Genomic DNA, 14325 nt, shown 5'->3' on the forward strand with positions numbered 1-14325 from the left:
CTCGATAAACAAGAATTCAAAATAGGAAGGCCGGTCGAAACCGGCCTTCAGGATCTTTTAGATCGCTTTTGTCGCCTGTTCCAGCCAGATCCGCTCTTTCGCGCCCACAAGGGGGCCGATCTCGGCACGGACCCTCTCATGATACCGGTTCAACCAGTCGCACTCGGCCGCCGTCAGCAGAGCAGGCTCAATCAACCGAAGATCCATGGGCACAAGGGTAATCGTTTCGAAGCCGAGCATCGGGCGTTCCCCACCCGGCAAATCACGCGCAGGCGTGACGACTTCCAGGTTTTCGATCCGGATGCCGTATTCGCCCGCCGGATAGTAGCCCGGCTCATTCGACAGGATCATGCCCGGTTTCAGCGGCACCGTGCCGGTTTTGGCAATGCGCTGTGGTCCTTCGTGAACGCTGAGGTAGGCTCCGACGCCGTGACCGGTGCCATGGTCGAAATCAAGACCGGCCTTCCACAGATCGATCCGGGCAAGCGTATCGAGCTGCGCACCAGTGGTGCCTTCCGGGAACTTTGCCGTCGAGATCGCAATATGTCCCTTCAGCACCAGCGTGTAGTGCTTCTTCATCTCCGTGCCGACTTCCCCGACCGCAAGTGTGCGGGTGATGTCGGTGGTACCGTCTTCGTACTGGGCACCCGAATCGATCAGGAACGGTTTGCCGACCGGGATCTTGAGATTGCTGGACCGGCTGACCCTGTAATGGCAAATCGCCCCGTTCGGGCCCGCACCGGAAATCGTATCGAAGGAAATATCCTTCAGAACGCCGGTTTCCTGGCGGAACTGTTCAAGCTTTTCCGCAGCGGCGATCTCATCGAGATCGCCCTTGGGGGCAACTTCGTCAAACCAGCACAGAAAATTGACGAAAGCAGCTGCATCGCGGACATGCGCGGTGCGCGCGCCTTTCAGTTCCGTCTCGTTCTTGATCGCCTTCGGCAGCAGGATCGGGTCTTGCGCTTCCAGCAAGGTTCCACCTGCCTTGGTGATGGCGTCGGCGATGCCGATCCCCGCCAGGCCCGGATCAATCATCACCCTGGCACCAGCCTTGCCGAGCCCCCCCAGCCCCGGCTTGAAATCAGCCGGTTCACTGAGGTCCGTCAGATCGGCGAGTGCATCGCGAACGGAATTGGACAACTTGCGGCCATCAATGAACAGGGACGGCTTGCCTTCTGCCGGAACCGTGGCGAAGGAAAGCGGCAACGGCGTATGGGTGACGTCAGACCCACGGATATTGAACAGCCAGGCAATCGAGTCGGGCTGAGTCAGCACGCAGGCATCCGCCTTCTTGTCTGCGAGGGACGACTGGATTTCGGCAATCTTGTCCTTCGCACCGCGTCCGGCAAGCTCAACCGGATAGAGAAAAACCTGACCAAGCGGCGGCTCCGGACGGTCCTTCCAGACACTGTCAACCGGGTTGTCGTTCAGCTTGACCAAAGTGGCGCCGGCCGACTCACAAATCTCCTCGAGACGGCGAACCTCTCGCACCGTGTGCAGCATGGCATCGATGCCCAGTTTCTGCCCCGGCTGCAGTCGTTCGGCCAGCCAGTCAGTCACGGGCTCATTGACAAGATGGCGCGCCGGAAAGACCGCCATGTCGACCTGGTCACGCACCTGAATGGTGTATCGGCCATCAACGAAAATCGCGGCTTCCTCCCCCAGAACCCCCGCCATGCCGGCAGATCCCGTAAAGCCTGTCAGCCACTGCAGGCGGCAATCATGCGGCGGAACATATTCGCCCTGATGCGCATCGGCGCGCGGCACGAGAAAGCCGTCGAGACCGCGGCGGGAGAGTTCGGCTCTGAGAAGCGCCGCATGCGGCGCACCACAGGAAGGATCACTGAGATCGTCAAAGGTCTGGAACATGGCCGCAAGATAATTTCGCGGCCCCATCCGATCAAGCTGGATAATTATTCCGCTTGAATTGGTTCAGCAGCATAATCTTCCCCACATTTCGCACCGCAGCAAAATCTTTCGCATATGCGAAGAGCGCAAGGCTGGCATGCGTTTCAAGGCCTACCTGAGGTCCCGGCAAAAGCGCATATAGAGGTCACACAAGAAAAAGACGTTCTCCCTAGGGAAGCTCTTAACCTTCAAATGGGATTGATCACGATGACCATGAAAACAACCACCTCGACCCGCGCCGGCGGCAGCTTCATGCGCCGCGCTTTCGACCGCATGATTGAAGCCCGCTCCATCCAGGCACGCCGCTATGTCAACGGCTACCTGCTGTCACTGGACGACGCGACCCTGGCCTCCCACGGCTACGACCGCGCCCAGCTCGAGCGCGAAGGCACCTCTACCAGCGCGTTCTAAGGGGCTCAGGACGGTTTAAGTAAAAACCACTGTGCACAAGAAAAGACCCGCCGAAAATTTCGGCGGGTCTTTTTGTATCTGCAGTCAAGATTTCCGGGCACCGGAATATAAGAAACGGCTCTCGCCTTCCCTCATCCCTCATCCCTCATCCTGCGGAGTCTGGCGACGACAAGCACCTTGCAGGCGAGGACATGATCATCGCTGTTTCCTGGCAGCTGGCGGGAGCAGTCAGGCCTGTTTACGTCCCCGCACAAGTGTAAGCGTCAACCAGCCGTCCTTTTCGCCGCGCCTGTCCAGAATGAACCCCTGACAACCGTAGGCGAACAGGATCCGGGGACCGTCTTCCACCCTGAGGCCGGACAGCACGAGGGTTGCGGTCGGCGTCATGCGTTCACCGATGGACTTCGCCATCTTCATAAGCGGCCGCGCCAGGATGTTGGCGATCACCAGGTCGAACGGACCAAAGAGACGGAAGCGGCGGTCTTCAATTCCATTGGCGGTAAACCCACGAACAAGATGCCCCGCACCGTTGAGCCGGGCGTTTTCCAGCGCCGTTTTCGTCGCAACAGGGTCGATATCGGTTGCAAGAACCAACTGGCGGGATTGAAGCGCAGCGGCGATTGCCAGCACGCCTGTTCCCGTTCCAAGATCGAGAATGCTGTCATACGCGCGCATGGACAAAAGCCTGTCGATTTCCTCCAGGCAACCCGCGGTCGTGCCATGGTGACCGGTTCCGAAGGCAAGCGCTGCTTCGATCTCGATGCCGATGGCCCCACCTGGAACCTTGTCTCTATCGTGGCTGCCGTGAACAACGAAACGACCGGCCTTTACCGGCTTCAGCCCTTCCAGGCTCTTCTCGACCCAATTGATATCCGGCAGTTCTTCTGCTTCCAGCGGCGCGGCAAATGCATCGGCACCGACACGGTCGCGCACCGTCGCAGCCGCCTCTTCCGGCTCCATGTCGAACAGCAGAATTTCAGCCGCCCACAGGCGTCCGTCCGGCGTTGCTTCGTAGATGGTCACCGGATTGCCGTCGTCCTCAAACGCCCGTTCAAGAATCTCGGAGATCCGCTTGGCTTCCAGTTCTTCAGCCGTGATCCGCACCCGGATGGTTTTCATCGCCGCTCGCGCCTGTGGTTATTGGGGTCAAGGCGTGCGGTATAGCGGGAAGCGGCCAGCGATGCCAGCTTGAAACGGTCCCGGGACTGGGCAAACCGGGTCTGTGCCCCATTTCATTTGGAAATGCGAGGAAACACCCATGACTTGCCCCCGTTCGCACCTAAACTGGCTGCAAGTGACCGGATGTCTGGTTGCTGCCCTTCTTTGCCTCCAGCTTCTCATCCTCCCCGCCTGGGCAACGTCCGAGCAGGATCAACTGTTTGAAGCCTTGAAGAACGCTCCGAATGAAGAGGCGGCCAGCAAGATCGAAGATAGCATCTGGCACACCTGGCTGGATGCCGCCCCCACGCCGGAGATCCGGCAGAAGGTGGACGAGGCCATGCGTAAACGAGGATCCTATGACTTTCAGGGTGCGAAGGATCTGCTCGACACGGTCGTGGAAGAGGCACCGGATTACTCGGAAGGCTGGAACCAGCGTGCCTTCATCCTCTTCCTGCAGGGTAATTACGAAGCCAGCCTCGAAGATATCGAACGCGCCCTTAGCCTGGAACCACGGCACTTTGGTGCCTTGTCCGGCAAGGCAATCATCTTCATGACGCTCGGCAGGGTGCAAATGGGCCAGGAAGTGCTGCGTGAGGCCGTCGGTATACATCCCTACCTGAAGGAACGCGACATGCTGATCAAACCGCAAGGTGTCGATCTCTAGAACGGCCCCAGGCGCAAAGTGTCTCAGGCTTTGGGGCCAACCCAAGGATACATCAGGTGCGAGACCAAATTCCCGGTTCTATTGGAGCGTAGCCGTCAGAAGCAGTTCTCCGTACAAGTTCTTGCAACCAGCCGGTCAGTGCCGTTCGACGAAACTGTCGATGACCTTCTTCACCCCTGCCTTTTCAAAGTCGATGGTCAGCTTGTTTCCCTCGATCGACTTGATGGCGCCATAGCCGAACTTGATGTGGAACACGCGCTCGCCCAGAGAGAATTGCGATGGCGTGTCACTGACGGATTTCGCCACCAGCTCTCCTTCGATGGTCAACGGCCCCTGACGCTTTTGCCGCGCGGACTGATACCCACGGCCGCCGCCATCGGAAAATCCGCTGGAGGACTGCTTGGCACGCTGCGCACGTTGCCAGCCCGGCGTGGAGTAGCTGCCCTTGTCGAAGGGATCATGACTGTCGAACCGGGACGGTCCGTAACCGCCACCGCCATAGCCGCCATAGCTGGACGAAGCTTCGGCAATCTCGACATGGTCCGGCGGCAGCTCGTCCAGAAACCGTGAGGGAACGGTGGACTGCCAGAGGCCGTGAATGCGCCGGTTGGACGCGAAATAGAGCTTTGCGCGTTTCTTCGCCCGGGTGATGCCGACATAGGCCAGCCGGCGCTCTTCCTCCAGACCGGCGCGACCGGATTCATCCAGCGCGCGTTGGTGGGGAAACAGCCCCTCTTCCCAGCCGGGCAGGAAAACCGTGTCGAATTCCAGCCCCTTGGCCGAGTGCAGCGTCATGATGGATACGGCGTCAGTCGCATCCGCGCTGTCCCGGTCCATGACGAGGGAAATATGCTCCAGGAAACCGGCCATGGATTCAAATTCGTCCATCGACCGGATCAGTTCCTTCAGGTTGTCGAGCCGTCCGGGCGCTTCCGCCGAGCGGTCCTGCCGCCACATCTCGGTGTAACCGCTCTCATCGAGGATGATTTCCGCCAGTTCGGTGTGTTTCATCTGGTCGAGCTGGCGCCTCCAGCGCTCGAAGTTGTCGAGCACGGACTTCAGCGCGTTGCGTGGCTTTGGCTTCAGTTCTTCGGTATCGATAAGCTGGCTTGCCGCCTGCATCAGTGGAATACGCTCTGCCCGGGCAACGCCATGGACCAGTTTCAGCGTCGCATCGCCAAGACCGCGCTTCGGCGTGTTGACGATGCGCTCAAACGCCAGATCGTCCGCGGGCTGCGCGACACAGCGGAAATACGCCATGGCGTCGCGGATTTCCATGCGCTCATAAAATCGCGGACCGCCGATGACCCTGTAATTAAGCCCCAGCGTCACAAACCGGTCTTCGAACTCGCGCATCTGGAAGGATGCCCGCACCAAAACCGCCATTTCATTGAGCGAATGACCTCGCGACTGAAGCGTCTCGATCTCGTCGCCGATGGTGCGCGCTTCTTCTTCGCTGTCCCAGACGGAGGCCACCGACACCAGGTCGTGGTCGGGTTCCTCGAAATCGGTGAACAGGGTCTTGCCGAGCCGGCCTTCGTTGAAGGCAATCAGATGGGATGCGGCAGCCAGGATATGACTGGTCGAGCGGTAATTGCGCTCCAGGCGAATGACGACGGCGCCCTTGAAGTCATGTTCGAAGCGCAGGATGTTATCGACTTCCGCGCCGCGCCAGCCGTAGATCGACTGGTCATCATCACCGACACAGCAGACATTCGGGTTGCCCTGGGCCAGCAGCCGCAGCCACAGGTACTGCGCGATGTTGGTGTCCTGATATTCGTCCACCAGCATATAGCGGAAGCGGCGCTGATATTCCTTGAGGACATCCGGCTGGGTCTTGAACAGCGTGATGACATGCAAAAGCAGGTCACCGAAATCGGCCGCGTTCAGGATCGACAGGCGCTCCTGATATTCCTCGTAAAGCTTTCGGCCCTTGCCGTTGGCAAACGCCCGCGCCTCGCCTTCCGGGATGTCCTTCGGCCCAAGAGCCCGGTTTTTCCAACCATCCAGCATCCCGGCAAAGGCCTTGGCCGTCCAGCGCTTGTCGTCCAGCCCCTCGGCCTGGATGATCTGCTTGATAAGGCGGATCTGGTCGTCGGTATCGAGAATCGAGAAGGACGATTTCAAGCCGACAAGTTCGGCATGCTTGCGCAGGATCTTCACACAGATGGAATGGAACGTGCCGAGCCACGCCATGCCTTCCACATTGCCGCCGACAAAACCGGCAATGCGTTCCTTCATCTCGCGCGATGCCTTGTTGGTGAACGTGACAGCCAGAATTTCGGACGGCCGCGCCAAGCCGGTTGCCAGGATATGGGCGATGCGTGTTGTCAGCACGCGGGTCTTGCCCGTACCGGCACCAGCCAACACCAGAACCGGCCCTTCGGTCGTTTCCACCGCCAGCCGCTGCTCCGGGTTCAGCCCCGTCAGATAGTCCGGTGCCCGCCGTGCCGCCATCGCCCTGGCCGCGATCCCTCCTTGCGGCCGCACGGGAGCAGGCGCGGACTCCGCCCGCGTGCCGATAGGCTGGAATGGATCGTCAAAGGAATCGTCGTACCCGTCCGGGTCGGTCATGGTTTACTGGTCCGGTTTCAAGCGCTTGTTTTGAGAACAATATAGCAACATACCGGCGCTGGCGAGGCAGGAATGACCGATTTGGTGGGGACAAGAAGCGGGCTTTTCTTATTTGAACCGGCAACTGCGTGAGGCCGCCTCCTTTGACAAAGCCGCGACAGATTTCAGGAACCCCAGAGGTTTGCGGTTCCAGCCAGCACAGGGGTTACTGGATCCCGGTCTTGCCGCTACGCGTCAAACCGGGATGACAAGAAGCAAAGCCATGCCCTGAAGCCTCTCTCTTGTCATCCCCGCGCAGGCGGGGATCCAGTAAACAAGGGAGCCTGTTGCTTGACCAAGCGGCGGGAGAACTGGCAATGCCCAGAAAACGATCGAACCAACGTAAAAGTGTCAAGCCAGTTTAGCAAACAGGTCGTCCCAGTTTGGGTTCCGTTCTTCGATCAAACGGATCTTCCAGGCACGATTCCAGCGTTTGAGCTGTTTTTCCCGCTTGATCGCCCACTCGATTTCCTCGTGGACTTCGTAATACACCAAGCGATGCACGCCATATTTCGCGGTAAACTGGCTTCCGAGGCCTTCACGGTGCTGCGAAACCCTGCCCAACAGGTCATTCGTCACCCCGACATAGAGCGTGCCGCCCAGTCCGCTTGCAAGAATGTAGACATAGTATTGCTGATCGAGGTGCAACGTGGAGCCTTCGTTGAAATTTTTCCCGGATAAACGTTAGTCCTGCTGATATGACGCAGCCGATACCGGTTTCGGGAAACCCGGAGGTTTGTGGTTCCAGCGAGCACAGGGGGTACTGGATCCCGGTCTTGCCGCTACGCGTCAAACCGGGATGACAAGAAGCAAAGGCATATCTTGAAGCCTATCTTGTCATCCCCGCGCAGGCGGGGATCCAGTAAACGCAGGCACCGGTGGAGCAAAATGCCTCTGCCTCGGGCCTTTCGTCAAAAAAACCCGGATGACAAAACACGAAGGGAATACCCGCTCAGGCCCCCACCAGATCGAACCAGTCATCCTCGGAGATAACCTCGATCTCCAGCTCCTGGGCCTTTTTCAGCTTTGAACCAGCTCCAGGTCCGGCCACCACCAGGTCGGTCTTTTTCGACACGGACCCGGCTGTCTTGGCACCAAAGCGTTCTGCCATGGCCTTGGCTTCGTCGCGGGTCATGCGCTCCAGCGAGCCGGTGAAAACCACTGTCTTGCCTGCGACCGGTGAGCCGGAGGCGTTGATCTTTTCAGCGTCCTTGGGTGATACCTCGACCAGAAGTGCGTCGAGTTGGTCGAGATTGTGTTGCTCGGCAAAGAACTCCGCCAGCGCCTCGGCAACGATATGGCCGATGCCGTCGATGTCATTGAGCTCTGTCCAGGCTTCGCCCGCCGTGTCATGCGCCGCCTTCATGGCTGCATAAAACGCCACCCAGGAGCCATAGGCACGTGCCAGAAGCTTGGCGTTGCCCTCGCCCACGTGACGGATGCCAAGGGCGAAGATGAAACGATGAAGGTCAATCTCTCGCCGCGCGTTGATTGCCTCGAAAAGGTTCTTCGCCGAAACGGCCCCCCAACCTTCCCGGTTGCGCAACTTGGTGAGAGAGCGCTTGTCCCGCTCCTCCAGCGTGAAGATGTCCGCCGGTGCCATCACAAGGCCTTCCTTGTAGAAGGCGTCGACCTGCTTGTCGCCGAAGCCTTCGATGTCGAAGGCATTGCGCGAGACGAAATGCTTGAGCTTTTCCGTTGCCTGGGCCGGGCAGATCAGACCGCCGGTGCAGCGGCGCACCGCATCACGGCGCCCGGTTTTTTCCTTTTCCTCGCGCACCGCGTGGCTACCGCAGGCGGGGCAGACAGTCGGAAACTCGAAGGCTTCCGCCCCATCGGGGCGTTTGTCCAGGTCGATATCGACAATCTGCGGAATGACGTCGCCGGCACGCTGGATCTTCACCGTGTCACCGATACGAAGATCCTTGCCGCCGCGGATCGACTCTCCGTCCTGGCCAATGCCCTTGATATAGTCTTCGTTGTGGAGGGTCGCGTTTGAAACGACGACACCGCCCACCGTAATCGGCTCCAGCTTGGCAACCGGCGTCAGGGCACCTGTTCGGCCAACCTGGATCTCGATATCGTTGAGAATGGTGTAGGCCTGTTCGGCCGGGAACTTGTGAGCGATCGCCCACCGGGGTGACCGCGAAACAAAGCCGAGGCGTTCCTGCAGGTCCAGCCGGTCGACCTTGTAGACCACACCATCGATATCATAATCGAGCTGGGCACGGCTTTCCTCGATGCCGTGATAGACCCCGAGAAGCTCTTCCACGGTTTCACAGCGTTTCATCAGCGGGTTGACCTGGAAGCCCCAGGCTTCCAGCTGCTTGACCATGCCGAACTGGGTGTCTTCCGGCAGCTCGCTCATCTCGCCCCAGGCATAAGCGAAGAACCGCAGCGGGCGGGAGGCCGTGATTTCGGATTTCAGCTGGCGCAACGAACCCGCCGCCGCGTTGCGCGGGTTGGCGAAAACCTTGCCGCCATTGGCTGCCATGCGCTCGTTCAGCGCCTGAAAATCCTTGTGCGCCATATAGACTTCGCCGCGCACTTCAACGACACCCGGCACCGTGCCGGACAGCTTCTCCGGAATATCCTTGATCGTCTTCGCGTTCTCGGTGACGTTTTCACCTGTGGTGCCGTCACCTCGCGTTGCGGCGTAAACCAGAGTGCCGTTTTCATACCGAAGAGACAGCGACAGACCGTCGATCTTCGGCTCCGCGGTAACCGCCAGAGCCCCCATCAATGGATCGAACTTCAGAAACCGGCGCACGCGGCCGACGAAGTCCCGGACGTCGTCATCGTTGAAGGCATTGTCCAGCGACAGCATCGGCACCCGGTGAGTAATCTTGCCGAAACCGGACGCCGGGGCCGCCCCTACCTGGGCAGAGGGACCGTCTTCAAGAATGAGATTGGGAAACCGGGCCTCGATGGACGCGTTCCGCCGGCGCAGGGCGTCATAGTCCGCATCCGAGATCACCGGGGCATCTTCCTGGTGATAGCGGCGGTCGTGCTCGGCGATTTCCGCCGCCAGCCGTTTCAGCTCAACCTGTGCTTCCTCCTGCGTCAGGGCGTCGATGTCGGTTTGGGCGAAGGAAGTGTCAGTCATGATGTCTTCACGAAATGTGTCAGCGGGACAGGCCGAGTTGATGACCGGATTAAATCGGATACCGGAACCGAATGGCGGGCTCAAGCGTTGATAGCACATCGAACCGGCAAAACTCGATGCTGGTCAATGTTGGAATGAGGAGACACGAATGGCTTATCAGGACCGTGAAACGCATTATGTCGAGAAGACGAACGGCAACAGCGCTGGCTGGTTTATGGCCGGAGCGCTTGTCGTCGCGCTGATCGCAGGCGGCCTGCTCTATGCCAATGGCTTTTTCACGAACGACGAAGAGCTGAGCATCGAGCTGAATGTCCCCAATCTGGGAGAAGGTGAACTGAAGCTGCCCGACATGAAGGAAGCACCGCTCGTCAAGGAGCCGTAAGTCCATTTCTCATTTGAAAACTGCACCACAGGGCGGGAGCTTCGGCTAACCCGCCCTTTTTTTGTCCACCGCGCCGGATCCTATTTCCTATTCCGCAGCCGTCAGCAGCCGGCGCGCTGCGGCGCGGGCTTCTTCCGTGATAACGCTGCCGGCAAGCATCCGGGCAATTTCCTCGCTGCGGTGGTCTTCATCAATACGCTGAACGCGCGTTGCCACCCGGTCCTTCTTGGTCGCTTCCTTGGCGATCAGGAAATGCCCTGCAGCGCGAGCTGCCACCTGCGGGGCGTGGGTAACCGTCAGAACCTGAACGCTGCCGGCAAGTCGTGCCAGACGCAGGCCGATGGCCTCGGCCACTGCACCGCCCACCCCTGTGTCGATCTCGTCAAAAACCAGCGTCGGGGCAGAGTCCTTGTCGGCGAGAGACACCTTCAGTGCCAAGAGGAAACGGGAAAGCTCGCCACCGGACGCAACCTTCATCATCGGCCCCGGCTTCGTACCTGGGTTCGTCTGGACATGGAACTCCAGCTGATCGATGCCCGAACGGCTGCGGCTTTCCGGATTGCTTTCCACTTCGACGATGAATTTTGCCCGCTCCAGCTTTAGGTCGGGCAGCTCCATTTCAACAGCCTTTTCCAGTGCCTTGGCTGTCTTTCGCCGCTTGTCCGAGAGGCTGGCTGCCTTCTTGTCGTATTCGGCGCGGGCCTTTCCGGCAGCACTCACCAGCGCCGCCAACTTGTCTTCACCCGCATCGAGATCGGCCAGATCGCCGTTCATGCGGGCACACAGGGCGGACAGTTCGTCAACCGGCACCGAGAACTTGCGGGAGGCAGCACGAAGCGCAAACAGCCGCTCTTCGACAGCTTCCAGTTCGCGCGGATCATATTCGGTCTCACGCAATGCGCTTTCCAGTCCGCCGCGCGTTTCTTCCAGAAGATCCATCGCCTCGGCAAGCGTGCGGACGGGCTGGCCGAGAAGATTGGGCACCTGGTCGGCCTTGCGTTCCAGACGTCGCAGCAAGCTGGCCAGTTCCGGGATTGGCGACGCAGTGCCGTTCAAGGTTTCAAAGGCTTCGTTCAGATCACCGGCGATCTTCTCGACCGCCATCATGTCCGTTCGCCGGGTAGCCAGTTGCTCCTCTTCGCCGGTTTCCGGCTTGAGGGCCGACAGTTCATCGACGGCAGCACGCAGGAAATCAGCCTCGTTGCGCGCGGCTTCTATACGTTTCTCGTGATCTGTCACCGCCTTGTCGGCAGCGCGATAGGTGGCAAAGGCCTGTGTTACGGCCTCGGCTTCGGCCGTCAGCCCTCCGAAAACATCAATGAGGGCCCGGTGGCTTTCCGGGTCAACCAGGGCGCGGTCATCGTGCTGTCCGTGGATTTCCACCAGCAGCGCGCCCGCCTGGCGCAGCAGTCCTGCACTGACGGGCTGATCGTTGACGAAGGCCCGGGTGCGGCCATCGGAGGTCTGGATACGGCGCAGGATGATGTCGCCATCGTCATCGACATCGTTCTCGCGCAGGAACATGCGAACGGGATGATCCGCCGCCACATCAAAGACAGCCGTCACCTGTCCTTGCGCCTCGCCATGCCGCACGAGATCGGCATCACCACGCGCGCCGAGTGCCAGCGACAAGGAGTCGAGAAGGATGGATTTGCCCGCACCGGTTTCGCCGGTGAGAACCGACATGCCGGCGGCAAATTCGAGGTCAAGACGGTCGATCAGAACGATGTCACGAATAGACAGCGCGACCAGCATGAAGGGATGCTCCTTAAAGTTCGGCCCACCATATAGGAGGACCGAAGCGTCTTGAAAGAGCCTGTTTGGGCCTTTTCAACCTCATTTGCGAGGCTGAAGCCATTTCGGGATTAAACCAGGCGTCAGATGCTCTTGAAGGCGCGGCTGATCCAGCTGCCGCTGTCTTCGGAAGGCTCGTACCCACCCTTGTTGAGCAGCGAATAGGCATCCTTGTACCACTGGCTGTCCGGGTAGTTGTGCCCGAGCACGGCTGCGGCCGTCTGCGCTTCGTTGACGACACCAAGCGCGTAGTAGGCTTCGGTCAGGCGGAACAGAGCTTCTTCCACGTGCCGCGTGGTCTGGTAATCGACGACAACCGTCTTGAAGCGGTTGATCCCCGCGATGTAGTTGCGCTTCTTCAGGTAGAAGCGACCGACCTGCATTTCCTTGCCACCAAGCTGGTCATGCACGATGCGCAGCTTGCTTTCGGCATCCGGCACATATTCCGATTCCGGGAAGCGCTGAATCAGCTCGTTGAACGCACCAGCTGCCTTCCGGGTCACGGCCTGGTCGCGGGTAATGTCCGGCATCTGGCGGAAATAGGCCTGACCGGCGAGGTACAGCATGTAGGCTGAATCCTCGTCCCCCGGATAGAGCGTCACGAACCGCTTCGCCGCAGTTACGGTTTCCGTGTACTTGCCGCGCGAGTAGTTCAGGAACGCCAGGTTCACCAGCGACTTCTTGGAGTATTCAGAATAGGGATAGAGCTTGTCGAGCTCTTCGAATTTCTGGGTCGAATCGCGCAGTTTGCCTTGCGCGCGCAGGGACAGGCCTTCGTTGAACAGAACTTCCGGCGGCGTATCGTTGAGTGCCAGCTCATCCAGATCGTCCTTGCCGCCGCATGCGGCAAGCGCAAGCGGTACAGCCAGAACGGCCAATCTCAGGAAGGTTTTCATGTGTTTGGCTCTGTTCACTTCAGAACCAGTATCCATTCCGTTCACGCCTATACTCCCGGACCTTTCCGGCCCCTAAGGCCCATGTCATGCGGCCTTGCAAATTTATCGACAGGAGTGTTTAGCGGAAATCACCGGTCCCCGTCACGTCCTCATCGGCCATCTGACGGTTTTTTTGAGCAATTTTATGGCAACCGGTCCAAATAGGTTCCGAATTCCGCCGAAAAGAAAACGGCCGCTTCATCAAAGCGGCCGATCAAAATTATATCAGGAGACGTCAGGCCCGAAAGCAGCAGCGGCTGCGATACCGCCCTTGTCGACCTGGCCGACCTTGCGGAATGCGGGCGACTCGACGATTTCGAACGCGCTCGGATCTTCAAACAGCTTGACCAGGATCGCATGGTTCATCTTGTGCCCGCCCTTGTAGGAGCGGTAGAGACCCAGGATCGGCAGACCGGCAAGAGCCAGGTCGCCAACCGCGTCCAGCGCCTTGTGACGTGCAAACTCGTCCGGCCAGCGGGTGCCTTCCGGATTGAGAACCTTGTCCTCGGCAATCGCCACGGAATTTTCCAGCGACGAACCCAGGGCGAAGCCCATCTTCCAAAGCTGCTCGACATCCTTCACGTAGCCGAAGGTGCGCGCACGGGAAAGCTCGTCACGGAACACGTCCGGCGTGATGTCGGAAGAGAACTGCTGGCGACCGATCAGCGGCGTGTCGAAGTCGATGGTGATATCGAACTTGGTGCCGTTGTAGGGGTGCAGTTCGCACCATGCCGTGCCGTTGTCGACACGAACGGTCTTCTTCACCTTCAGGTACCGGCGTCCCCGGTCCAGGCGTTTCAGGCCGATTTGCTCGATTGCTTCGACAAACGCAACGCTGCTGCCGTCCATGACCGGCATTTCCGGACCGTCGATTTCCACGATCAGGTTGTCGACACCCATGCCGAAAAGAGCTGCCATGAGATGTTCAACGGTCGCGACGCCTTCACTGGAAGGATCGCCGAGAACGGTGCAAAGTGCTGTTGCGGATACCTTGTTCCAGAGGGCCGGAACTTCGGTGGAGTTTTCCTGGTCGGTGCGGGTGAACACAATCCCCACACCAGCTTCGGCCGGTACGAGAGTGATCGACGCGGGTTTGCCCGAATGAACGCCAATCCCGGTCAGGGTCACCTGATCGGCTAGCGTCGTCTGTCGGTCAACATATGCGGTCATAAAACCCTGCCCTTCCGGTTTGCGGCGGAAACAAGCCCTCTATTTGCCCTTAAAGGGTTACGGACTTTTAACGATCCCGCGTTGGCTGGGAACATAGTCCCGAACCCCAATTGGGCGAAATAAAGCTTTATTACGATTTGTAACGATTCACAGGCTTTCAAATCACTGAATTAAAACG

General features: G+C 59.3%; 11 protein-coding genes. 3 read left to right on the forward strand and 8 right to left on the reverse strand.

Going from position 1 to position 14325, the window contains the following annotated elements; all coding sequences use genetic code 11:
• Window positions 1-57 precede the first annotated feature (57 nt).
• A complete protein-coding gene (locus ACVDG9_RS17605) occupies window positions 58-1872 on the reverse strand; it encodes an aminopeptidase P family protein (RefSeq protein ID WP_447238576.1) in 1815 nt (604 codons plus the stop codon).
• Between the two features lie 246 nt (window positions 1873-2118).
• Here ACVDG9_RS17605 and ACVDG9_RS17610 point away from each other — a divergent pair, with 246 nt between their 5' ends.
• Entirely contained in the window at window positions 2119-2322 is a 204-nt protein-coding gene (locus tag ACVDG9_RS17610) for a hypothetical protein (protein WP_051990144.1), read from the forward strand.
• A gap of 228 nt (window positions 2323-2550) precedes the next feature.
• On the opposite strand, the gene ACVDG9_RS17615 is transcribed toward ACVDG9_RS17610, so the two are convergent.
• Entirely contained in the window at window positions 2551-3441 is an 891-nt protein-coding gene (locus tag ACVDG9_RS17615) for a 50S ribosomal protein L11 methyltransferase (RefSeq protein ID WP_023000508.1), read from the reverse strand.
• A gap of 139 nt (window positions 3442-3580) precedes the next feature.
• Between ACVDG9_RS17615 and ACVDG9_RS17620 the strand changes: the two genes are divergently transcribed.
• Entirely contained in the window at window positions 3581-4147 is a 567-nt protein-coding gene (locus ACVDG9_RS17620; protein ID WP_447238577.1) for a tetratricopeptide repeat protein, read from the forward strand.
• Window positions 4148-4282: 135 nt separating this feature from the next.
• Here the strand turns inward: ACVDG9_RS17620 and ACVDG9_RS17625 are convergent, their stop codons facing one another.
• From ACVDG9_RS17625 to ligA, 3 genes are all read right to left on the reverse strand, one after another.
• Window positions 4283-6721: an ATP-dependent helicase gene (locus ACVDG9_RS17625; protein ID WP_023000506.1), complete on the reverse strand. Its 2439-nt coding sequence runs from the start codon at window positions 6719-6721 to the stop codon at window positions 4283-4285.
• A gap of 390 nt (window positions 6722-7111) precedes the next feature.
• Window positions 7112-7408, reverse strand: a complete 297-nt coding sequence (locus tag ACVDG9_RS17630) for a GIY-YIG nuclease family protein (protein WP_447238578.1) — start codon at window positions 7406-7408, stop codon at window positions 7112-7114.
• Window positions 7409-7712: 304 nt separating this feature from the next.
• Window positions 7713-9866, reverse strand: coding sequence for an NAD-dependent DNA ligase LigA (ligA, locus tag ACVDG9_RS17635; RefSeq protein ID WP_447238579.1), 2154 nt, complete (start codon window positions 9864-9866; stop codon window positions 7713-7715).
• Between the two features lie 148 nt (window positions 9867-10014).
• Here ligA and ACVDG9_RS17640 point away from each other — a divergent pair, with 148 nt between their 5' ends.
• Window positions 10015-10248 (forward strand): hypothetical protein, encoded by a 234-nt coding sequence (locus tag ACVDG9_RS17640; RefSeq protein WP_023000503.1) that lies wholly within the window; start codon window positions 10015-10017, stop codon window positions 10246-10248.
• Window positions 10249-10335: 87 nt separating this feature from the next.
• Here ACVDG9_RS17640 and recN read toward each other — a convergent pair whose 3' ends face one another.
• The 3 genes from recN to lpxC all read right to left on the reverse strand — a co-directional run bounded on the left by recN (window position 10336) and on the right by lpxC (window position 14147).
• On the reverse strand, window positions 10336-12003 hold the full coding sequence (recN, locus tag ACVDG9_RS17645) for a DNA repair protein RecN (RefSeq protein ID WP_447238580.1): 1668 nt from the start codon (window positions 12001-12003) through the stop codon (window positions 10336-10338).
• 122 nt (window positions 12004-12125) lie between these two features.
• Window positions 12126-12938: an outer membrane protein assembly factor BamD gene (locus ACVDG9_RS17650; protein ID WP_023000501.1), complete on the reverse strand. Its 813-nt coding sequence runs from the start codon at window positions 12936-12938 to the stop codon at window positions 12126-12128.
• A gap of 264 nt (window positions 12939-13202) precedes the next feature.
• Window positions 13203-14147: a UDP-3-O-acyl-N-acetylglucosamine deacetylase gene (lpxC, locus tag ACVDG9_RS17655; protein WP_023000500.1), complete on the reverse strand. Its 945-nt coding sequence runs from the start codon at window positions 14145-14147 to the stop codon at window positions 13203-13205.
• Window positions 14148-14325 lie beyond the last annotated feature (178 nt).

The sequence above is a fragment of the Roseibium sp. RP-7 genome, assembly GCF_053005225.1.

Bases quoted from the DNA above. Each gene is read 5' to 3' on its own strand.
- ACVDG9_RS17605 (WP_447238576.1), bottom strand. From the start codon at position 1,872: ATGTTCCAGACCTTTGACGATCTCAGTGATCCTTCCTGTGGTGCGCCG.
- ACVDG9_RS17610 (WP_051990144.1), top strand. From the start codon at position 2,119: ATGACCATGAAAACAACCACCTCGACCCGCGCCGGCGGCAGCTTCATG.
- ACVDG9_RS17615 (WP_023000508.1), bottom strand. From the start codon at position 3,441: ATGAAAACCATCCGGGTGCGGATCACGGCTGAAGAACTGGAAGCCAAG.
- ACVDG9_RS17620 (WP_447238577.1), top strand. From the start codon at position 3,581: ATGACTTGCCCCCGTTCGCACCTAAACTGGCTGCAAGTGACCGGATGT.
- ACVDG9_RS17625 (WP_023000506.1), bottom strand. From the start codon at position 6,721: ATGACCGACCCGGACGGGTACGACGATTCCTTTGACGATCCATTCCAG.
- ligA (WP_447238579.1), bottom strand. From the start codon at position 9,866: ATGACTGACACTTCCTTCGCCCAAACCGACATCGACGCCCTGACGCAG.
- ACVDG9_RS17640 (WP_023000503.1), top strand. From the start codon at position 10,015: ATGGCTTATCAGGACCGTGAAACGCATTATGTCGAGAAGACGAACGGC.
- recN (WP_447238580.1), bottom strand. From the start codon at position 12,003: ATGCTGGTCGCGCTGTCTATTCGTGACATCGTTCTGATCGACCGTCTT.
- ACVDG9_RS17650 (WP_023000501.1), bottom strand. From the start codon at position 12,938: ATGAAAACCTTCCTGAGATTGGCCGTTCTGGCTGTACCGCTTGCGCTT.
- lpxC (WP_023000500.1), bottom strand. From the start codon at position 14,147: ATGACCGCATATGTTGACCGACAGACGACGCTAGCCGATCAGGTGACC.